Annotated in this window: 21 protein-coding genes; 16 read left to right on the top strand and 5 right to left on the bottom strand. The window is 36.1% G+C overall.

The genetic code is table 11. The features are described from left to right. Window positions 1-34 precede the first annotated feature (34 nt). From ahrC to MHI40_RS10195, 6 genes are all read left to right on the top strand, one after another. Window positions 35-484, top strand: coding sequence for a transcriptional regulator AhrC/ArgR (gene ahrC, locus MHI40_RS10220; protein WP_093538435.1), 450 nt, complete (start codon window positions 35-37; stop codon window positions 482-484). A 16-nt stretch (window positions 485-500) separates the two neighbouring features. Beyond that, complete coding sequence (gene recN / locus MHI40_RS10215; RefSeq protein ID WP_340762544.1) at window positions 501-2,204, top strand: DNA repair protein RecN; 1,704 nt, start codon at window positions 501-503, stop codon at window positions 2,202-2,204. Window positions 2,205-2,298: 94 nt separating this feature from the next. Further along, on the top strand, window positions 2,299-3,255 hold the full coding sequence (locus MHI40_RS10210) for a SpoIVB peptidase S55 domain-containing protein (RefSeq protein WP_093538437.1): 957 nt from the start codon (window positions 2,299-2,301) through the stop codon (window positions 3,253-3,255). Between the two features lie 221 nt (window positions 3,256-3,476). Further along, window positions 3,477-4,268, top strand: coding sequence for a sporulation transcription factor Spo0A (gene spo0A / locus MHI40_RS10205; RefSeq protein ID WP_340762543.1), 792 nt, complete (start codon window positions 3,477-3,479; stop codon window positions 4,266-4,268). A 337-nt stretch (window positions 4,269-4,605) separates the two neighbouring features. After that, window positions 4,606-6,177, top strand: a complete 1,572-nt coding sequence (locus tag MHI40_RS10200; RefSeq protein WP_340762542.1) for a DUF342 domain-containing protein — start codon at window positions 4,606-4,608, stop codon at window positions 6,175-6,177. Beyond that, the gene (locus MHI40_RS10195) at window positions 6,170-6,889 is read left to right on the top strand and encodes a glycerophosphodiester phosphodiesterase (protein WP_340762541.1); all 720 of its coding nucleotides are present in this window, start codon (window positions 6,170-6,172) and stop codon (window positions 6,887-6,889) included. The genes MHI40_RS10200 and MHI40_RS10195 overlap by 8 nt, the downstream gene beginning before the upstream one ends. A gap of 10 nt (window positions 6,890-6,899) precedes the next feature. On the opposite strand, the gene MHI40_RS10190 is transcribed toward MHI40_RS10195, so the two are convergent. Next, on the bottom strand, window positions 6,900-7,142 hold the full coding sequence (locus MHI40_RS10190; RefSeq protein ID WP_093538441.1) for a DUF2627 domain-containing protein: 243 nt from the start codon (window positions 7,140-7,142) through the stop codon (window positions 6,900-6,902). Window positions 7,143-7,270: 128 nt separating this feature from the next. Here MHI40_RS10190 and MHI40_RS10185 point away from each other — a divergent pair, with 128 nt between their 5' ends. The 8 genes from MHI40_RS10185 to MHI40_RS10150 all read left to right on the top strand — a co-directional run bounded on the left by MHI40_RS10185 (window position 7,271) and on the right by MHI40_RS10150 (window position 16,912). After that, window positions 7,271-9,292 (top strand): sigma 54-interacting transcriptional regulator, encoded by a 2,022-nt coding sequence (locus tag MHI40_RS10185; RefSeq protein ID WP_340762540.1) that lies wholly within the window; start codon window positions 7,271-7,273, stop codon window positions 9,290-9,292. A 73-nt stretch (window positions 9,293-9,365) separates the two neighbouring features. Further along, complete coding sequence (bcd, locus tag MHI40_RS10180) at window positions 9,366-10,460, top strand: branched-chain amino acid dehydrogenase (protein ID WP_093538443.1); 1,095 nt, start codon at window positions 9,366-9,368, stop codon at window positions 10,458-10,460. 94 nt (window positions 10,461-10,554) lie between these two features. After that, complete coding sequence (lpdA, locus tag MHI40_RS10175) at window positions 10,555-11,985, top strand: dihydrolipoyl dehydrogenase (protein WP_340762539.1); 1,431 nt, start codon at window positions 10,555-10,557, stop codon at window positions 11,983-11,985. A 113-nt stretch (window positions 11,986-12,098) separates the two neighbouring features. Then, window positions 12,099-13,106: a thiamine pyrophosphate-dependent dehydrogenase E1 component subunit alpha gene (locus MHI40_RS10170; protein ID WP_093538445.1), complete on the top strand. Its 1,008-nt coding sequence runs from the start codon at window positions 12,099-12,101 to the stop codon at window positions 13,104-13,106. Further along, the gene (locus MHI40_RS10165; protein WP_093060707.1) at window positions 13,106-14,089 is read left to right on the top strand and encodes an alpha-ketoacid dehydrogenase subunit beta; all 984 of its coding nucleotides are present in this window, start codon (window positions 13,106-13,108) and stop codon (window positions 14,087-14,089) included. Before MHI40_RS10170 ends, MHI40_RS10165 begins: the two co-directional genes overlap by 1 nt. 144 nt (window positions 14,090-14,233) lie before the next feature. Beyond that, window positions 14,234-15,541 carry a dihydrolipoamide acetyltransferase family protein gene (locus MHI40_RS10160; protein ID WP_093538447.1) on the top strand — a complete coding sequence of 436 codons (1,308 nt, stop codon included), beginning with the start codon at window positions 14,234-14,236 and terminating at the stop codon, window positions 15,539-15,541. Between the two features lie 328 nt (window positions 15,542-15,869). Next, window positions 15,870-16,103 carry a hypothetical protein gene (locus MHI40_RS10155; protein ID WP_340762538.1) on the top strand — a complete coding sequence of 78 codons (234 nt, stop codon included), beginning with the start codon at window positions 15,870-15,872 and terminating at the stop codon, window positions 16,101-16,103. A 182-nt stretch (window positions 16,104-16,285) separates the two neighbouring features. Beyond that, a complete protein-coding gene (locus MHI40_RS10150) occupies window positions 16,286-16,912 on the top strand; it encodes a hypothetical protein (protein ID WP_340762537.1) in 627 nt (208 codons plus the stop codon). 167 nt (window positions 16,913-17,079) lie between these two features. On the opposite strand, the gene MHI40_RS10145 is transcribed toward MHI40_RS10150, so the two are convergent. From MHI40_RS10145 to MHI40_RS10135, 3 genes are all read right to left on the bottom strand, one after another. After that, the gene (locus MHI40_RS10145) at window positions 17,080-17,415 is read right to left on the bottom strand and encodes a hypothetical protein (protein ID WP_340762536.1); all 336 of its coding nucleotides are present in this window, start codon (window positions 17,413-17,415) and stop codon (window positions 17,080-17,082) included. Window positions 17,416-17,488: 73 nt separating this feature from the next. After that, window positions 17,489-17,776: a hypothetical protein gene (locus MHI40_RS10140; protein ID WP_340762535.1), complete on the bottom strand. Its 288-nt coding sequence runs from the start codon at window positions 17,774-17,776 to the stop codon at window positions 17,489-17,491. 676 nt (window positions 17,777-18,452) lie between these two features. Beyond that, a complete protein-coding gene (locus MHI40_RS10135; protein ID WP_340762534.1) occupies window positions 18,453-18,863 on the bottom strand; it encodes a GNAT family N-acetyltransferase in 411 nt (136 codons plus the stop codon). 692 nt (window positions 18,864-19,555) lie between these two features. Between MHI40_RS10135 and MHI40_RS10125 the strand changes: the two genes are divergently transcribed. Continuing rightward, the gene (locus MHI40_RS10125; protein ID WP_093538453.1) at window positions 19,556-20,548 is read left to right on the top strand and encodes an LLM class flavin-dependent oxidoreductase; all 993 of its coding nucleotides are present in this window, start codon (window positions 19,556-19,558) and stop codon (window positions 20,546-20,548) included. Between the two features lie 42 nt (window positions 20,549-20,590). On the opposite strand, the gene MHI40_RS10120 is transcribed toward MHI40_RS10125, so the two are convergent. Next, window positions 20,591-20,716, bottom strand: a complete 126-nt coding sequence (locus tag MHI40_RS10120) for a hypothetical protein (RefSeq protein ID WP_340762532.1) — start codon at window positions 20,714-20,716, stop codon at window positions 20,591-20,593. A 92-nt stretch (window positions 20,717-20,808) separates the two neighbouring features. Here MHI40_RS10120 and MHI40_RS10115 point away from each other — a divergent pair, with 92 nt between their 5' ends. Next, a complete protein-coding gene (locus MHI40_RS10115; protein ID WP_175496332.1) occupies window positions 20,809-21,180 on the top strand; it encodes a YolD-like family protein in 372 nt (123 codons plus the stop codon). Window positions 21,181-21,293: the final 113 nt, after the last annotated feature.

The following is a 21,293-nucleotide window of genomic DNA, read 5'->3' as shown; positions in this document are numbered from 1 at the left end:
AAATAGTATAAATATACAATGAGGTGAACCCCATATGAACAAGGGACAACGACATATTCGCATAAGAGATATTATTGCAAAACACGAAATCGAAACACAGGATGATTTAGTAGACTCTCTAAAAAATGCGGGATATAATGTCACGCAAGCTACTGTTTCGAGAGATATTAAAGAACTTCATTTAGTAAAAGTACCGTTGCCAAACGGTAATTATAAGTATAGTTTACCTGCAGACCAACGCTTTAATCCTATTCAAAAATTGAGAAGAGCCCTGTCTGATGCATTTGTTAGTATCGATGGTGCAAGTCATTTTTTAGTGATGAAAACGTTACCTGGTAATGCTCATGCAATAGGCTCCTTAATAGATTACTTAGACTGGCCAGAAATTCTGGGAACTATTTGTGGAGATGACACTTGTTTAATCCTATGTAGAGAAGAACAAGACAGTCTAGTTATTAAAGAGCGCTTACTCGAAATGCTCTAAAATGAGGTGAAAACTATTGTTGAAAGAACTAACGATAAAAAACTTTGCCATTATTGATGAATTGACAGTTAGTTTTGAAGAAGGGCTTACTGTTCTTACAGGAGAAACTGGAGCAGGGAAGTCTATAATTATTGATGCGGTACATTTGTTATGCGGTGGTAGAGGCTCACATGAATTTATCAGACATGGCGCTAAAAAAGCAGAATTAGAGGGTTTGTTTTTAATAGCTAATCCTAGCCATGGAGTGATTAAAAAACTAGAGGATATTGGGATAGATTTTGAAGACGAGTCTATTATTTTACGAAGAGATATCAATCTTTCAGGAAAAAGCGTTTGTCGAATAAACGGGAAACTTGTAACTATCGGTATTTTAAGAGAAATTGGTGCTTCTTTAATAGATATCCACGGCCAACATGAGAGCCAAGAATTGATGGATGATAAGGCACATATTCATCTATTGGATCAATTTGCAGGAGAAAGCTTAAAAGAAGTAAAAGATTCTTATCAAGAACTTTATAAGCAATATAAAAAATGGAAAAAAGAGCTAGACAAACTATCAGAGAATGAACAACAGATTGCACACAAAATCGATCTGTATACATTTCAGGTTGAGGAAATTGCTGACTCAAACTTAGTTATTGGTGAAGAGGAACAGTTACAGGAACAGAAAAAGAAATTACAAAATTTTCATAAAGTATTTGATAAGATGAGTAGCGCCTATGATGCCATACTAGATGAATCTAAAGGGTTGGATTATATAGGAACTGCTATGGCAGATCTTCAAGATATCGCAGATATGGATAAGAATATGCAAGAGCTAAGTGAAAATGTATCGTCAGCATTTTACATTTTACAGGATGCAGCTTATCAACTGAAAAATGAGTTGGATGAGATGGAATTTGATAATAACCAGCTACAAATTGTAGATGAACGTTTAGCTACTATCCAAACGTTAAAACGAAAATATGGTCCCTCTATTGAAGAGATACTTACATACAAAGATCAGATTCAATATAGTTTAGACCAATTAGTGAATCGTGATGAGCAAATTCAAAAAATGACTGAAAAAATACATCAAATTGAAATTGACTTGGAACTAGAAGCAACGGATTTAACAGATAAACGTAAAAGCGCAGCAAAACGATTAAGCGTTGCTATTATGGAGCAGTTACAAGAATTGTATATGGAAAAGGCCACTTTTTCGGTTATGTTTCATGAGACTGTGAAGGCAGTTTACAATGAAAATGGATTAGACGATTTATCATTTTACATTTCAACTAACGTAGGGGAACCTTTGAAAGCATTAACTAAAATTGCTTCAGGCGGAGAACTTTCTCGAATGATGTTGGCACTCAAAAGTATCTTTTCCAAACATCAAGGTATCACATCCATCATTTTTGATGAGGTTGATACGGGAGTAAGTGGACGAGTTGCTCAATCGATTGCAGAAAAAATTGCAGGAATTGCTTCGAATTCTCAAGTACTTTGTATATCTCATTTACCACAGGTTGCTGCAATGGCAGATCAGCATTTAATGATTAAAAAAGAAGTAAGTGGAAATCGCACGTTTACTGTTTTAGAAGAAGTGCAAAACGATAAACGAGCGGAAGAACTTAGTCGCATGATGTCTGGGGCAGAAATCACAAACACAACATTACAGCATTCGAAAGAACTATTAACTTTAGCAAAAGATCGAAAAAAAATTATTAGAAACGTCTAAAGACCTTATTTAACTAAGGTCTTTTTTTTATCAATTATTTACCTCTCATAGCGGACATTTTCTAGGACATAGTATCAATATAGGGAGGTGAAATATGCAGAAAAACTATCGAAAATGGTCGCTAATGCCACTACTCTTCTTTACTTTATTCTTCGCAAACAATTCAGCTTTTGCAGAACAGACTTCAGTAGTACCACTCGGACAGTCCATTCAAATTGATTTACATTATGGTACCGTTTTTGTAAATAATGATGTTTTAATTTCAGATGATGAATGGCTGCGCACGGGTGACTCGATTCATCTGATCAACAACAAGCCAGTGACAAATCTAATTGACGTAAAAAGTCATTTAAAAGATAGTACACAAATTATTATCCAGTATGAGCATAAAAAAGAAAAGTATACGAAAAGCATTACTCCAAATCAAATGGTGAAATTACTTCCATTTTTGAGAGATGCAACAGAAGGCATTGGTACTTTAACTTATTTTGATCCAAATACAAAAGAATTTGGTGCCTTAGGTCATCAAATAGTGGACCAACAGTCTGGAATTACTCCGAATTTCTCGGAAGGTTCAATATATTTATCATCAATAGAGCAGATAAAGAAAAGTACTCCAGGAAATCCTGGCTATAAAATAACCTCCCACACTTCAAATACGCTACCGATAGGTGGAGTAAATGAAAATAATGTATACGGTGTTTTCGGAAAATTGGACAATAGTGCATTAGAAAATATATCTATGCAAGAGGTAGAAATTGTAGATCCAGAAGAAATAGTGACAGGTAAAGCAGTTATGCGTACCTCCATCGATGGTAAAAAAGTTCAGGATTTCGCAATAGAAATTTCTTCTGTAGAAGGTCATATATTTCAGTTTACTGTAACGGACAAAAAGCTCATAGAAAAGACAGGTGGAATCTTACAAGGTATGAGTGGGAGTCCGATTATGCAAAAAGATAAACTAATTGGTGTTATTACTCATATGTATGTGGATAGACCAGAAAATGGTGCTGCGTTAGCGATTACGGAAATGATGAAAAAGAGTCCATGAATAAATAAAGGGGTAGACCGAAATTTAGGTCTACCCTTTTTACACATTTAGGTATAATATGGATATAAAGATAATTCGACATCAATGTTATAATATTCAAAACTTTGTCGCAACGTAACGAAACTGTATTATAAAAGCCTTATTTTTAACAACAATAAAGGATTTGGGCGTATTAAAGAGAATAATACCTGAGTGAAAAATTACAAAAGGTGGATGAGAAAATGGAAAAGATAAAAATTGCAATTGTGGATGACAACAAAGACTTAATTCGTACGATGGAATCTTATTTCGATCAACATCCGGAAATTGAAATTATTGGGACAGCTGTTAATGGGAAACTTTGTTTAGAGCTTTTGGAGTCTACTCAACCAGATGTGTTATTACTCGACATTATTATGCCTCATTTAGACGGAATCGCCGTTTTAGATAATCTACAAAGAGACAATAAACTTAAAGATATCCATGTAATTATGCTTACAGCTTTTGGGCAAGAGGATGTTATGAAACAAGCAGTTGACCTGGGTGCATCTTATTTTATGCTTAAGCCATTTGAGTTCGAACGCTTAGTAACACAGATTAAACAAGTAGCAGGCAAAAAAGGCTTTGTTCAAGAAACACCTGTTAAAAATAGCCCTGAAAAAGAAGCTCTACAAAATAAGCGAATGATTGACAATATCATTACCAATGTTATTAAAGAAATTGGCGTACCTGCGCATATTAAAGGATATTCCTATCTGCGGGAGGCTATACAAATGGTCTACAGTGATATCGAATTATTAGGTTCCATCACGAAAGTCTTATATCCAGAAATAGCTAAAAAGTTTCAAACGACACCATCCCGTGTAGAACGAGCAATTAGACATGCAATCGAGGTTGCGTGGAACCGTGGAAACTATGAAACTATTTCTAAATTATTTGGATACACCGTCCACCACCTAAAATCCAAACCTACTAATTCCGAGTTCATCGCGATGATCGCAGATAAGATTCGTATGGAGAATATGGCTAGTTAAATTTTACTGTTTTGGATGCTTAATTGTTAACTTCAAAAATACTCCTTCTAAAGCCAACGGATTCTTTATTCGCTGGCTTTTTAATATATTAAATTTTGAAGTCCAAACCTACTGTGCGTACAAGTACTTTTTACGTTGAAGAAATATCTACTGTTAAAGACTTTATACCCTTTATACGAGAAATTTGTGTGACTATTTATCTGTATCAGTTTATAGTTCCAATTTTTTTAGCAAAAGCTGTTAGGTATTAATAGCGATATATTTAGTTTAATCAAAATATTTATTCCACCTCTTTCGATACTGAGTATAATAATATTGAGAGGAAGTGTTGCAAGTTATGATAATTATAGAAAATGATGAAATAATACTTTCTACAGATAATGGACGAGTATTTATGACTATAAAAAAGGAACGCTATAATTTAAAAAAGGTGGATGAATTAACTAGAAATCATCCAAGACTTAAAATATTAGATTTTATGGCTGTAAAAAAAGCAGTTGAGAGCGGTTCTCATGAGCCAATAGAATTGGGCGCTTGGATAGATAGTATGGAATTAGAAATAAGCAGTGATAAAATGCAAGCGTTTCTCACTATATATGAATCTCCAAAATTTATACAAGATAATCTAGAGAATCTTCAAATGAATATACATAAACTTCTACAAGACAATCGCATTATATTCGGACAACGGTCTTTAGATTTAATGTCGATTAAAACAGGTAAATCCTACATAATTGCAGAGGGACTTCCACCTGAAAAAGGTGCCAATGCCAAAATTACTTATTTACAACAAGCCGAAAAAACACCAGTGATCAATGATGACGGGAAAGCAGATTACTTTGATATGAACTTCCTCGTAGAGATTAGTGAAGGATCTTGGCTTGGCGAAAAAATCCCTGCTCAGCAAGGTGTGCCAGGTAAGAATATTTTCGGAGAGATAGTTCCTCCTATAATGGGTGATGATTCGCTGTTGAAATATGATACTAAATCAGCTTATGAAGTAGAAGAAGAAGGGAAGACAGTCCTTCGTTCTAAAACAAAAGGTGTAATAGGAGAACTTAACGGAGTGCTTACGGTACAAAAGCATCTAGTTATAGATGGCGATGTTGGATTGGAAACAGGAAATTTAAAATTTGATGGATCTATCCAAGTTAGAGGAACGGTAATGGCTGGTTATTCCATAATAGCTTCAGGGGATATCTCCATTGATTCCAATGAAGGTGTACATGCAGCCGAACTGATAAAATCGACTGAGGGAGATGTGTTCATTAAAGGTGGGATTTTCGGGAAAGGGATTACAACGATCGAAGCCCATCAAAATATTTTTGTTAAGCATGCAAATGAATGTACATTAGAGGCAAAAGATACTATACAAATAGGAGCTTATTCTCTAGGAGCTACAATTTTTTGTGATAAACTTGTTGTAGATGAACGCAAAGGGAAAATTATTGGTGGTAAAGCGATTGCTATCAATTCAATTAGTACTGCATATTCTGGTAACAACTCAGAAAGAAAAACAGAGTTAGTTGTACAGGGAATTGACCGTAAAATTTTAACGGAAAATGCTAAAACTAAAGCACAAGAAATGATGAAGCTACAGGAAGAGACAACAAAGCTCAACTTTAGTTTAAGTCAATTGAACCAATTTAAAAGCTCTATGTCTGTTCAACAAGTAGCCTTATACGAGCAAACTAAGCAAAAATACAATGAAACCAAGCGTAAAGTAAAAGAGTTAGATGAAGAGATACAGCGGATCTTGAAAATGTTAAGACAAACATCGGATTATTTCATCGATATTAAAAGAGAAGCAAATCCTGGAACTGTTATTCAAATTGGAAACAAGTCTTCCTATTTAACGAAGCAAACTAAAGGAAAATTCAAATTGGAAAATGGGGAGTTAAATGTCTAATATACCTGTGTATGCTCACCGTGGAGCTGCAGTCAAAACAGTAGAAAATTCTATGAAAGCTTTTAAAAGAGCTGTGAAACTTGGGGTAGATGGGATTGAACTAGATTTACAGCTTTCAGCAGATGGCGTACCCTTTGTCACGCATGATATCGACTTTTTTCGACTTGCCGGAAACAAGCGAAGAATTACGGATATGCTAGCAGAAGAAATTTTGCAACTAAAGCTTGGTCGAGTGTTTTACCGTAAATTTCTTTATTCCCGAGTTGTAACATTTGATGAATTCATTCGTTTTGTGACACCCTTAGGAATTAAGTTAAATGTTGAATTGAAAGAATCCTTTCTAGGGAAAAATGAAAAGATTAGAGAAGTTGTAGAAATGGCATCACCAATTGCAGATGTTCACTTTTCTTCTTTTGAATTTAGTGTACTACAAACCATACATGCGATGAAAAGTGATGTCCAAACAGCTTTTATAGGCAAAAAAAATTCTGATTGGGATTATGTGTTGTCCATTAAAGAAATAGATGCTATTCACTTCAATAAAAAATTTTATGATACTGATTTGATGAGAAGAGTGTGGGATGCTGGTTATCCGATGCGCTTTTATAACATTAAGGGGAACGAGAAGTATATTCAACATCCCCATGAGTCTGTCATTGGATGGATTACTGATTATCCTGAAAAAGTGTTGCAACAACAAAAAAGACGCTGACTATTATAGTCTACGTCTTTTTCTTTTGAAATCGTGGAGCTACTTTCCCATTTTTACGATCACGGTTCAATAGGAAGCCTGCAAAGAAGCCTAATCCAAGAACTGTAAATATTAATCCGCTTATAAATTGAATGGCCAAGCCACCAATAGGGAGGATTTGTAATCCGAAAAACGTATCTCTCATTAATTTAATCCCAAATGCTGCTAAAATTCCAGGAATTAATAACACGATTAAAGCCGCTAAACGAGCCATTTTTTTCACTCCTGTTCCTACTAATTTAATTTTACTATCAACAATATGATTGTCAACGAAAGAAACTTGCGTTATGATAAATGAGAAGTGCAATAAGTTGCAGATGATTAATGGGGGTGTGCATATTCTTGCAAAACATAATAATAGTAGGCGCTGGTAATGGAGGATATGCACTTTTGAAATTAATACAACAAGCTGAGTACCTTCAAGTAAAAGCTATTGTAGACATTGATGAAAATGCTCCCGGGTTAAAACTTGCAAAAGAGAATAATATTCCTACATATACAGATTGGAAACCTCTCCTAAATGGAGATATTCAGATCATCATTGATGTCACTGGAAACAAAGAGGTATTTCATGAGCTTCTTGCAAATAGACCTGCCACTGCGGTATTAATACCAGGCGAAATCGCCAACTTAATTGTTTCACTTTTAGAAGAAAAAAATAAATATATAAACATTATTGATCAAAAAAAGATGATGCAAGAGTTAATCTTCAATTCAATTGAAGAAGGTATGATTGGTATTGATGATCAAGGTATCGTGAATTTATTCAACAAAAGTGCTGAAAAAATGACGCATATATCAGTCGGTAATGCCATTGGAAAACATGTGCATGAGGTAATCTCATTAAGTGAATTACCAAGAGTGTTCGATTCAGGTAGGGTTGAGCTAAACAAAGAACTTATTCTTGAAAGCGGTACCAAAATTGTTACCTCGCGTTATCCGATGATAGATGAAGCAGGAAAACAGGTTGGTGCAATTGCAGTTTTTAAGGATATTTCGGAAGTAGTTCGACTAGCCGAAGAGATTACTAACTTAACAGAAATTCAAAAAATGCTAGAAGCAATTATTTATTCAAGTGATGACGCTATTTCTGTTGTGGATGAGGAAGGTAAAGGGATTCTTATTAACCCAGCCTATACTAGAATAACTGGCTTTAGTGAAGCTGAAGTAATTGGGCAACCCGCAACGGCAGATATTTCTGAAGGGGAAAGTATCCACTTGAAAGTGCTACAAACTCGTAAACCTATCCGTGGTGTAAATCTACGAGTAGGAAAACAGAAAAAAGATGTAATCGTCAATGTCGCACCTATTATTGTTAACCAACAACTAAAAGGTAGTGTAGGTGTTATTCACGATATGACGGAAATGCGTGGCTTAATGAAAGAACTAGACCATGCACGGACACTCATCAGAACGTTAGGCGCAACTTATAGTTTTGAAGATATCGTCGGTACATCAAACGAGATAAACTTTACAATTGAGCAGGCTAAGCTAGCGGCAAATGTTCCGATAACCGTTCTCTTAAGGGGAGAGGTCGGGTCTGGGAAAGATTTATTTGCGCTTTCGATACACAGTGAAAGTGAACGTGCAAATCATCCGTTCCTTCGTGTTAATTGCAGCTCTTTGGAAGAGTATTTGTTAGAAACTGAGCTATTTGGTTCGGAAAAAGATGGATATATACAACATGGTTTTTTTGAACAAGCAACAAATGGAACCATTTTCTTGGATGAAGTTGGGGAACTTACGAAAAAGACACAAGCCAAACTGCTCCGTGTTCTTAGAGAAAATGCAATCATTCGAGTGGACGGTGCGACATCGATACCAGTGGATGTGAGAATTATAGCATCTAGTAGTTTGAATCTCGAAAAAGCCATGCTAGAAGGTACTTTTAGAGAAGATTTCTATTATCAATTGAATCGAATGCCCATTCATATTCCTTCCTTGCGCAATCGTAAGCAGGATATTCCGGCAATCGCGGAACATTTACTTGTCCGTTTAAATCAAGAATTTGGTCGCAATATAGAAGGCTTTTCAGAAGAAGCAATGGAAAGTTTACTATTATATGATTGGCCGGGGAATGTACGAGAGCTAGAAAATGTTATAAGTCGTTCGATGATCTTTTTACAGCCGAACGATCGAATAGTGGAAGAGTATCACTTACCAAAATCAATGCTAGTCTTACCAAATGAGGACAAGGGAGAGACTTCACTTGGTACGCTAGCGGAGCAAATGGATGAAATGGAAAAGAAAGTATTGGCACAAACATTAAAAGTTTGTGGAGGAAACAAGTCACAAACTGCCAAACAACTTAATATTTCACTCCGTACATTATATTACAAGTTAGAAAAATATCATTTAGCATAAATGGGATCACTTCAAACAATAGGGGTATTGAATATATAAGTTAGACCCATTTAACTACTAGGAGGAACTACACATGGAAATCTTTAAATATATGGAAACTTACGATTACGAACAATTGGTATTTTGCCAAGACAAAACTTCAGGGTTAAAAGCAATTATTGCCATTCACGATACTACTTTAGGGCCTGCACTTGGTGGGACACGTATGTGGAACTATGCTACGGAAGAAGAAGCTATTGAGGATGCATTGCGTCTTGCAAAAGGGATGACTTATAAAAATGCAGCTGCTGGTTTAAATCTCGGTGGCGGTAAAACCGTAATAATCGGAGATCCATTAAAAGACAAAAATGAAGAAATGTTCCGTGCTTTCGGTCGCTTCATCCAAGGGTTAAATGGTCGTTATATTACAGCAGAAGATGTTGGAACAACTGTAGCAGATATGGACTTAATCCATGAAGAAACGAATTATGTAACAGGTATTTCAGAAGCATTCGGTTCATCGGGTAACCCATCACCAGTAACAGCTTACGGAGTTTATGTAGGGATGAAGGCTGCGGCTAAAGAAGCATTCGGTTCAGATTCTTTAGAAGGTAAAACGATTGCAGTACAAGGTGTAGGAAACGTTGCATATACTCTTTGCGAATACCTACACAAAGAAGGCGCGAAACTAATCGTTGCAGATATTAACCAAACTTCAGTTGACCGTGCAGTAAATGCGTTCGGTGCAGTTCAAGTAGATGTAAACGATATTTACTCAGTAGAAGCAGATATCTTTGCTCCATGTGCTTTAGGTGCAATTATTAATGACAATACAATCCCACAACTAAAAGCAAAAGTAATTGCTGGTTCAGCAAACAACCAGTTACGTGATACTACACACGGAGATCTAATCCATGAAATGGGCATTGTTTATGCACCAGATTATGTTATTAACTCAGGTGGCGTTATTAATGTAGCAGATGAATTAAATGGATACAACGCAGATCGTGCGATGAAACGTGTTGCTACTATTTACGATAAAATTGAGCGTATTTTTGAAATTTCCAAACGCGATGGTGTGCCATCATATGTCGCTGCTGACCGTTTAGCAGAAGAAAGAATTGCACGTGTAAGTAAATCACGTAGCCAATTCCTTCAAAATGGCAAACATATCTTAAACGGACGTTAAGAAAACAACTAATTTCATCTAATGAACTAAAGTAGGCCGTCTTTCTTTTAAAGTAAGCGGCCTTCTTAGATGAAAATTTAAGGAGATGGGTCAGTTGGCAAAAGATTATGATGTAGTAATTATCGGTGGCGGTACGGGCGGATATGTTGCTGCTATACGTTCAGCTCAACTTGGATTAACAACAGCAATCATTGAAAAAGGAAATTTAGGTGGTACTTGCTTACATAAAGGGTGTATTCCGAGTAAAGCATTACTTCGTAGTGCCGAAGTGTATGCAACTACTAAAAATCATGCAGCAGATTTTGGTGTAAATACGGGAGAGGTAACACTCGACTTTAGTAGAGTACAGGCGCGTAAGGAGTCTATCGTCAACCAATTACATCAAGGCGTACAAGGCTTGATGAAAAAAGGAAAAATAGATGTCTACGAAGGTACTGGAAGAATGTTAGGGCCATCAATCTTCTCCCCTTCACCAGGTGGAACTATATCGGTAGAGATGAACAGTGGCGACGAAAATGAAATGCTTATACCTAAAAATGTAGTAATTGCTACTGGCTCTAGACCACGAACTTTACCGGGATTAACGATTGACGGAGAATTTGTGATGAGTTCTGATGAAGCACTTGCTATGACAGAGTTACCGAAATCTATACTAATAGTAGGTGGCGGCGTAATTGGAATTGAATGGGCATCGATGCTTAATGATTTTGGGGTAGAGGTCACAGTCGTTGAATATGCAGATCGTATCATACCGACAGAGGATAAAGATGTCTCGAAAGAAATGCAAAAGCTACTTGCTAAAAAAGGGATAACATTTGTAACGTCCGCAAAAGTACTTCCAGAAACATTAGAAACAAAAGAAAAAGAAGTGCAAATTTCTGCTGAAATAAACGGTGAAACAAAAACCTTTGTAGCACAAAAAATGTTAGTTTCTGTTGGCAGACAAGCTAATGTAGAAGGTATTGGCATTGAAAATACAGATATCGTTGTAGAAAAAGGATTTATCCAAGTATCAGAAACATTCCAAACAAAAGAATCTCATATATATGCAATTGGGGATGTAATTGGTGGACTTCAACTGGCACATGTAGCTAGTCATGAAGGAATTACGGCGATGGAACATATTGCTGGTAAAGAGATCACTCCAATTGACTATGCATTAGTTTCACGTTGTATCTATTCAAATCCGGAAGCTTCCAGCGTAGGTATTACGGAACTACAAGCTAAGGAACAAGGATTTGATGTGAAGGTTGGTAAATTCTCATTTAAAGCGATTGGAAAAGCACTAGTATACGGCGAATCAGATGGCTTTGTTAAAATCGTTGCAGACAAAGCGACAAATGACATTCTAGGCGTTCATATGATCGGTCCACACGTTACTGACCTTATTTCAGAAGCTGGCTTAGCAATGGTTCTTGACGCAACACCATGGGAAATTGCCCACACCATTCACCCACACCCAACTCTAAGTGAGGTAATGGGAGAAGCAGCACTAGCAGTAGATGGAAAAGCCATTCATAACTAGAAAGCGGCAGACGCCGTTTAGCAGCGAAAAGCGCTTAAGATGTCCAATATTAGATAATACAAGGATTAAAGTAAATACAAAACTGCTTGTCTATTAATAAAGGGGGAGTACTAATGACAAATCGTCATGCTGAATTAGGTTTAACAAATGAAGATGTGTTAACAATGTTTGAAACGATGCTAATGGCACGCCGTATTGATGAGCGTATGTGGTTATTAAACCGTGCTGGAAAAATTCCTTTTGTAATTTCTTGTCAAGGTCAAGAGGCAGCGCAAGTAGGAGCTGCTTTTGCGCTAGATAACACAAAGGATTATATTGCACCTTACTACCGTGATATGGGAGTTGTTTTACACTTTGGAATGACTGCCCAAGATCTAATGCTTTCCGCTTTTGCAAAAGCGGAAGATCCAAATTCGGGTGGTCGTCAAATGCCAGGACATTTTGGTCAAAAGAAAAATAGAATTCTAACTGGTTCTTCACCTGTTACTACTCAATTACCACATGCTGTGGGAGTCGCATTAGCTGCGAAAATTGAGAAAAAAGACTTCATTACATTTGTAACACTAGGAGAAGGTTCTTCTAACCAAGGGGATTTCCATGAAGGTCTAAATTTTGCAGGAGTTCATCAATTACCATGTATTACAATGGTTGAAAACAATAACTATGCTATTTCTGTACCATTTGAGCGTCAAGTTGCGAGTAAAACGGTTGCAGAGCGAGCATCTAGTTATGGAATGCCTGGTGTGACGGTCGACGGCAAAGATCCAATCGAAGTTTACCGAGTGGTGAAGGAAGCTGCAGATCGTGCGCGTAATGGCGGTGGCCCGAGCTTAATAGAAGCAGTAACTTATCGCTTAACAGCTCACTCTTCAGATGACGATGACAGACAATATCGTACTGCAGAAGACATTGCAGAAGGTAAAGCGTTGGATCCACTTATTACATTCGCAAAATATTTGCGTGATTTAGATATATTACCAACAGAATTAGAAAAAGAGATTAATGATCGCATTATGAAAGAAGTAAATGAAGCAACGGATTACGCAGAAAGTGCTCCATATGCTTCACCAGAAAGTGCGCTATTACATGTGTACGCTGAAAAAGACGGGGGGAACGCATAATGGCAATCATGTCTTATATTGATGCAATCACACTTGCAATGAAAGAAGAGATGACTCGTGATGAACGCGTTTTCGTTCTAGGGGAAGACGTTGGTCGTAAGGGTGGAGTATTCAAAGCGACAAACGGTCTCTATGATGAGTTTGGAGAATACCGAGTATTAGATACGCCTCTTGCAGAATCTGCGATAGCTGGAGTTGGTATAGGAGCGGCAATGTACGGACTACGTCCAATTGCAGAAATGCAGTTCGCTGACTTTATCATGCCTGCTGTTAACCAAATTATTTCCGAAGCGTCACGTATTCGTTACCGTTCTAACAATGACTGGACTTGTCCAATCGTTTTCCGTGCACCATTTGGTGGGGGAATTCACGGAGCACTTTATCATTCTCAATCGGTAGAAGCAATTTTTGCTAACCAACCAGGCTTGAAAATTGTTATTCCATCTACTCCATACGATGCTAAAGGTTTGTTAAAAGCAGCTATTCGCGATGAAGATCCTGTCATGTTCTTTGAGCATAAACGTGCGTATCGCCTTATCAAAGGGGAAGTTCCCGAAGAAGATTACACTATTGAAATTGGGAAAGCAGATGTGAAGCGTGAAGGGGAAGATATTACGGTTATAACGTATGGTCTTGCTGTTCATTTTGCATTACAAGCTGCCGAACGTTTAGAAAAAGACGGTATTTCTGCACATGTTTTAGATCTACGTACTATTTATCCTTTAGACAAAGAAGGAATTATAGAAGCCGCTTCTAAAACAGGGAAAGTTTTGCTAGTAACAGAAGATAACAAAGAAGGTAGTATTATCGGGGAAGTTGCGGCTATAATTGCAGAAAACTGCTTATTCGACCTAGATGCACCGATTATGCGTCTTGCTGGTCCTGATATTCCAGCTATGCCTTATGCACCAACAATGGAAAAATTCTTCATGATCAATCCAGATAAAGTCGAAAAAGCGATGCGTGAGCTAGCGGAATACTAACTTCATTAAGCAAGAAAAGACTTTGCCGAATGAAGTTACTGCCTCCGGCGGATGTCACAGATTTTTTTAAGGAATCTATCGAGCAAGCTCGATAAAAATCTGGACACAAATACGCCAAGGCGAATTTGATAAGGAGGAACTCGAATGGCAATCGAACAAATCAAAATGCCCCAACTAGGCGAAAGTGTAACAGAAGGAACAATCGAGAAATGGTTAGTTAAACCAGGCGATCACGTAAATAAATATGATGCACTAGCGGAGGTAAATACAGATAAAGTAACAGCTGAAGTACCGTCCTCTTTTACAGGAATTATTAAAGAGTTGATCGCAAACGAAGGAGACACATTAGCTGTCGGAGAAATCGTTTGTACGATAGAAACAGAAGGTGGAGCTTCTGAAGAAACAGTAGAGGTAAAAGAGGCTGCACCTGAAGAGCCAACTGCTGAAACTGTAAAACCTGCGGAAGTACAAAAGCATGCTGCTCCTGTAGAACGTGAAAAAGGTGCCAAAGCACGCTACTCGCCTGCAGTGCTGAAAATTTCACAAGAACATGGAATCGATCTTTCTTTAGTTACTGGTACAGGTAACGAAGGACGAATCACTCGTAAGGATCTACTGAAAATTGTTGAAAGTGGAGAAATTCCAGTAGCAAAAGTAGAGCAACAAGCTGTTTCTACGCCATCACCAGCAGCTGCACCTACTTCAGCTCCATCACCGAAAACAGCAGTTCCTAATGTTCCAGTGGCAGTGGGAGATATCGAAATTCCTGTAACAGGTGTTCGGAAAGCAATCGCGGCAAATATGCTACGTAGCAAACACGAAGCTCCTCATGCATGGACAATGATTGAAGTAGACGTTACGAACATGGTTCAATACCGTGACTCGATCAAGCATGAATTTAAACAAAAAGAAGGATTTAATGTTACATACTTTGCTTTCTTCGTGAAAGCTGTATCGCAAGCATTAAAAGAATTCCCAATGATGAATTCTATGTGGGCTGGGGATAAAATCGTTCAGAAAAAAGACATCAATATTTCTATAGCAGTAGCAACAGAAGACGCGCTATACGTTCCAGTTATTAAAAATGCGGACGAAAAAACGATTAAAGGTATTGGTCGTGAAGTAAACGAACTTGCTGCAAAAGTCCGTTCAGGAAAGTTAAAATCAGATGAAATGCAAGGTGGTACATTCACTGTAAACAATACTGGATCATTCGGTTCTGTTCAGTCAATGGGAATCATCAACTTCCCACAAGCAGCGATTTTACAAGTAGAATCTATCGTGAAACGTCCAGTTATTATGGATGGTGGCATGATTGCTGCGCGTGATATGGTAAACTTATGTCTTTCATTAGACCACCGTGTACTAGATGGTTTAGTTGCTGGTCGTTTCCTAGCACGTGTGAAAGAAATTCTAGAAAATATCACTAAAGAAAATACATCGGTTTATTAATAAATAATTAAAAAAGGTAGTGCTTTTTAATAACGGGTTCAGTTAATGGGGAGAAAAATGCTATTAACGAATAAATGACAAGTACAAACGCTCAGAAAAAAATCTGAGCGTTTTTTGACGTATATTTACTATCCTCATATTACTAAAGCACCCGTTAATGTAAGTGTAACATTTCACAAACAAAACTCTCTCACGAAAAATGAAACTCTTCGGTTTGTTGAACGTATTACAAATATACCTATAGTGAGTAAATATATAACTGTATTGGCAAATCATTTTTACTTTGTTTTATGCTAATTTTGTGATATTGGAATTTGGAGGAAATAATTTGTTAAGACCAAATAGTGAATATGCCTCTTATTCTCTAATGTTAAGTGTCATTGCTGTTGGTTTGATGCTTTCTCATTTCATATCTTCTTTAGAATTGTTTCCTTTCATTTTTGATATAGGTTTCATCTTCTTGGGGATATCATTTATTCTATCTTCAAATACCGAAGTAAATTGTAAAACATCATTTTATCTCCATTTGATATGTGGAACTGTAATTATTATTCTTTCTTAGTTCAATATTTATAAACAACTTTAATTTACATAAATCAATTAGCGTTTTACTTCCTACTTTTAGTAAAGTAAAGCAGCTTAATTTAAGTGAAAGTTTTCACAAAAAACTATTACAAATGAAGTGGTACTTTCCAATGAATAAGCATTCAGCTATAGAATTTATAAATAAAATAAGGAGATAAAATGGTGAATATAAGAAATAAAACTTGGCCCAAAACCTTTGTGATAGTTACTGGAATATCTTTGTTTCTAGTAGTTGGATTAGTAGTTGGAGCTTTCTGGACTTTCGGTGAATTTAAGGAATCATTAATCCCCGATGAAAAAGAAGAAGAAAAGATAATTGATCAAGCAGAACAATACCTAGTAACAAAATATCCAAAAATGGAATACGAAATTTCATATGTCCTCTATGATATTGGGGAGAACTACGGTAATTTCGATTATGCTGCAGTAATATTAAATACAGAAACACAAAAGTCATTCATGGTTTATGAAAACAGATTTACCAAAAAAGTAGAAGATGATATATCCATTCAAGAAGCAACAGAATTCATTGAAGAGGTAACACCGAAGGTTAAAAGTTATATAAATAAAAAATTCGGAGAAACACAAGGTATAGAATTTACACCCACGGATGATATAGGAGGCATACATTCACTTAATGTCAGTTTATATAACAAAAAAGAAGAAATAAACGAAGAAATGTTTCTATCTTTAATTGATTTTCTACAGCATGAATTGAATATTGAACATGCATCTGTAAATATTATGTATGATAATGATGCTGAAACATGGTCTAAAGAATTTTAACATAAAGTTTATATCTAAATTTGTGTGGCTTATTTTTGTTGCACGCTTTATATTTTGATAAATACACAACTAGACTGCACCGTTAGTTCAATAAGAAAAAGCTACCCTTATAGGCAGCCACTTGTGAGCTAAATCACCTCGTTAGTTGAAGAAGGATTACATCTTTATTAAGTTTCTACTGTATTCTTCCTGATAGATGAAAAATTTATTAAGCCAAATAGTAAAAATAACATACTAACTGCCCATAAAACTCCTGCAATTCCAAGACGTAGAGAAATTTCTTCAGATGCCATTGGATGGTTAACATCAAAACTAATTGCATTTAAAGCCTGGCTAATTGCCCAACTAAAAAATACAAAAAAACCAATAATTAATCCATAAGCTACTCTAAATGACTTTCGTTTTTTTGAAAACATTAGCAGTATTACAACAAGAAACGCTATACTCATTATGATTGAAAATCCACCTATTAGCATACCCATTGTTTCTTGTTCCATTGGCATATCTCTTCACCCCCTAAAGGCTTTACTCCTTCTTGAAGTAAAGCATCCGTTAGTTTAATAATATTGCTTTTGATTAATATCGTTTTTTTAAGTTTGGAAATTTATTATTATAAATTTTGTCCCAAATTTTTAAGGCACTTGGATAACAATTATTAATTGAAGGTATTCTACTTCTACTCCTCGAAAACATTTCATCAAAGACCTCATGTATCACTACAGCTAATTTTTCAACAGATGCAGTTGGTAATCGCGATACAATGCGACTTATTTCTGGATCATATTCATCCTCAGATGAGAAACTTAAAAAATTCATCGGGTCCCAATCATTAATTACTCCTTTTACAATTTGGTAGTGGTTCATAATATCCCTCTTTCAAAATGTATTTTTAGTGATTTATGTTACACCCTTATTTAGCTAACTTGCGGCGTTAGTTTAAGTGAAATCTCTCACAATTTCTATTTAGATTAACATAAAAACTCCACTATTTTTAGCGAACATCACATAATTTATTTAATTTCAATTCGCTTGTGAATTGATGTGCTATTTCATTTGTTAACCCCGTTAAAGATTGATGTAACAACAAAAAAGGAGACACCAACTCATATGTGAATTTTTTCTCCAATTTGAACGCTATTTAATAATTTCTCCCCATCATCCGAACTCGTTAGCTTTTTAGCACTGCTTTAGATCTTATTATTTCCTCTTTTTACTAAAGCACAACGTTATTGAAAAGTAGATCTAAATCTTCCTTTGCAATAAATTTATTAAATAGTACATAAGAGATATCAAAAATGATAGAAGTACAATGATTATTGTTCCTATTGTATAAATGGCTGTTTCGGCATAATCACCACCATCAAACACTCCAGCAAATAGAAAAAATAAAATTACACTAGCCACTAATGTTAAGCAAAATATACTAATATACTTGGACATATACTACCTTTTGCAACTCAACTTTATTTACTATAGTTCAATAAGAAATACTTTAATTCTGATAGAAATAAAACCGATGATGTTAGCTTAATATAATAGTCTACTTATTTTTCAGGATACATTGGTAGCGTTCCACACCTGGATACTTTTCTCCCAAACTCGTTATTTTAAATCCGTAATTTTCATAAAAAATTACAGCTTCTTTATCGGTTTCAGCAATAACAAAAGGTACTGGATGTTTAACTTTAATAAAACTAATCATTTTACTTCCTAGACCTTTTCCTCTATGGTTGGGAAATACTGCAATATGTTTAATTTCACAGCGCTTTAAATCTAAAATTTCTATTCCTATACAACCAACGACTTCATCTTCAAAGATATATCCATATAACTCTCTAACTGGTGAGTGGATATATATTTCGTATTCTCGATCGATATTCCTTTCCGAGGTTGCGAAGGATAAAAGTTTTCTCAAGTTTGGTTGAATAAATGGTGATATCATTTCTTCCATAAAGCACATCCATTCTTGTATTACTTATTTCAATAAAAAAGGCTTTACTTCCATATGTAATAAAGCAAAATATTAGTTGTGCAGCGACTAGAAGTTTCGTCCTTAACTTAACGACCCACAATATTGACGTCTTACTTATTTGTATTTTAACATAAATATCCATTTAGTTTGTAACACGAAAATGCCATATGATTACTGAAAAAGAGGAGCTAGTTGTGACGACTACTACAACCAGTTCCTCAAGGTTCTATATTTCCTTAGGCTTATATAGCTAAATCCAACCTTTATCCAAGAGAAGAAGTAGATAACTACCTGCACAGAGAAAAATTGCTGCTTCTGTTAACAAAAACATCGAAAATTCAAGGGAAGTAAGCTTTCTTTCTCTTTTCGTTTTTTTAAAATGTCTATAGTAATAGAGAGAACATAGCAGTAGTATTATTGCCGAGATTTGAAATATATTTTCCAACAGGCTAACCAAAAAATCATCTCCTCACGTTTAGACTGAACTGTTAAGATTTTATGTCTTCATAGAATTTAAAAGAAGTAGAAATTTTAAAGTGCCAAGGAGGTTAGCTATTTACTTCAATAATATTTCTATTATCAAGTCCCTTTCGTTTACTTTTTAATTTTAATTCGATAGCATTTGAAAAGAAACGTATTAAACGAGCATTTGTTGAAGGGGAGATATATAGATGAAACTAAGTGTATTAGATCAAGCGCCAGTCACATCTGGCAATACGGCAGCAGGAGCATTAAAAAAAGCAGAAGAATTGGCTATTTTAGCAGATGAACTAGGCTATCATCGTATGTGGATGGCCGAGCATCATGGAACCGATGCATTTTCAAGTTCTGCACCGGAAGTAATTGCGGCTCACTTAGCTGCGAAAACCAAGAAATTACGTATCGGTACAGGTGGCGTGATGATGATGCACTACTCACCATTGAAGTTAGCGGAGGTTTTTAAAACCTTAAGTGCACTTTCTCCAGGTCGTATTGACTTTGGTGTAGGAAGAGCTCCAGGTGGAGATAATCATGCGATGTATGCTCTTTCGGAAGGTCGCCCTCCATTGGTCAACAATATGTATGAAAAGTTAGCAATTGCCTTGCAACTGATCAATGATGAAGTTCCAGAGGATAGCTTATACAACAGAACGATTGCCAGTCCTTCTAAAATAGTATTACCTGAAGCTTGGTTACTTGGCTCCACTGGTAATAGTGCTGTACAGGCTGGAAGAATGGGTCTTGGCTATTCGTTTGCACAATTTTTCCAAGGTGGTATGACTCCAGCGATATTAGACACATATCGTAATAACTTCACGCCGTCTGCTTTAATGGAGAAGCCAGAGATTAATGTTACATACCTTGTAACGGCTGCAGAAACCAAAGAAGAGGCTGAATTTGAAGCATTACCTCAGGACATTGCACGTTTGTCTCTTATGAAAGGGCAAATTCGTTCATTAATGACACCAGAGGCAGCGCAAGATTATCCGCTGACGGAAATGGATCGCATGATGATTCAAGAAAATCGTAAAATTCATCTAGTCGGTTCTGCAAAAGAGGTAGCAGAGACTTTACAGGAAGAACAAGGTAATTATGGTTTCGATGAAGTCATGATTTGTAGTATTCCGCATTCGCAAGAAAAACGTTTAAATGTCTATCGTTTACTTGCAAAAGAATTGATGTAGATAATAAAGATTAGACACGTTCATTATGAGCGTGTCTTTTTATTAGGAAATCTGTGATAATCGATTGATAGAATCAAATAATCGATCGACGAATACCGATAATCGATTAATAGAAACCAATAACCGATCAATCACTTTCCATAATCGCTCCATCATTGTTATGTACACTTTTGAAGATCATTTTTTCAGCGGCCTTTAATTCCCACTTGAAATAAGAACAAATGTTCGATATGATAAGTAAAAAAGAGAGATGTGATAACATGGCTAACTTTGAAGAAGATTGGAACCAATTGGATTTATCTCGATTGCAGGATCGTGGGTCGAAAAAGTGGGTAGCAATGATGTTGCCAGAGCATGTGAAGATGCTTCGAGAATATGGAGAAGAGATAAAAAAAGAGCCTCGCCCAGATTTAAATGAGTTTGACTATGAAGTTATTCATGATCAAATCGCACTCGCAATGCAACGAAACGTCGAAATCAAAATAAAACGGTGGAAAGAGGGAGAGTTTATCTATAACCGCGGTACGATCCAATGGATTGATTTGAGAAAGCGAACAATTGAAATAGAGGATCCTTTTCGCTCGTTTGAACTATCAATCGACGAAATCGTAGACGTCACCTTATCGGAATAGTAATTACGAATGGCATCATCCTTTATACATGGATGATGTTTTATTTATGAATAAATAAAAGAAGGATTTGAACCAGGAGATGTAGAAGGTAATCCAAAAGACTTAAAGTAAGT

Origin of the sequence: Psychrobacillus sp. FSL H8-0510, assembly GCF_038008345.1 — a bacterium.
Classification (GTDB): Bacteria; Bacillota; Bacilli; order Bacillales_A; family Planococcaceae; genus Psychrobacillus; species Psychrobacillus psychrotolerans.
Note: the sequence above shows the minus strand (reverse complement) of the source record. Positions and strands in the feature narration are given on the sequence as shown.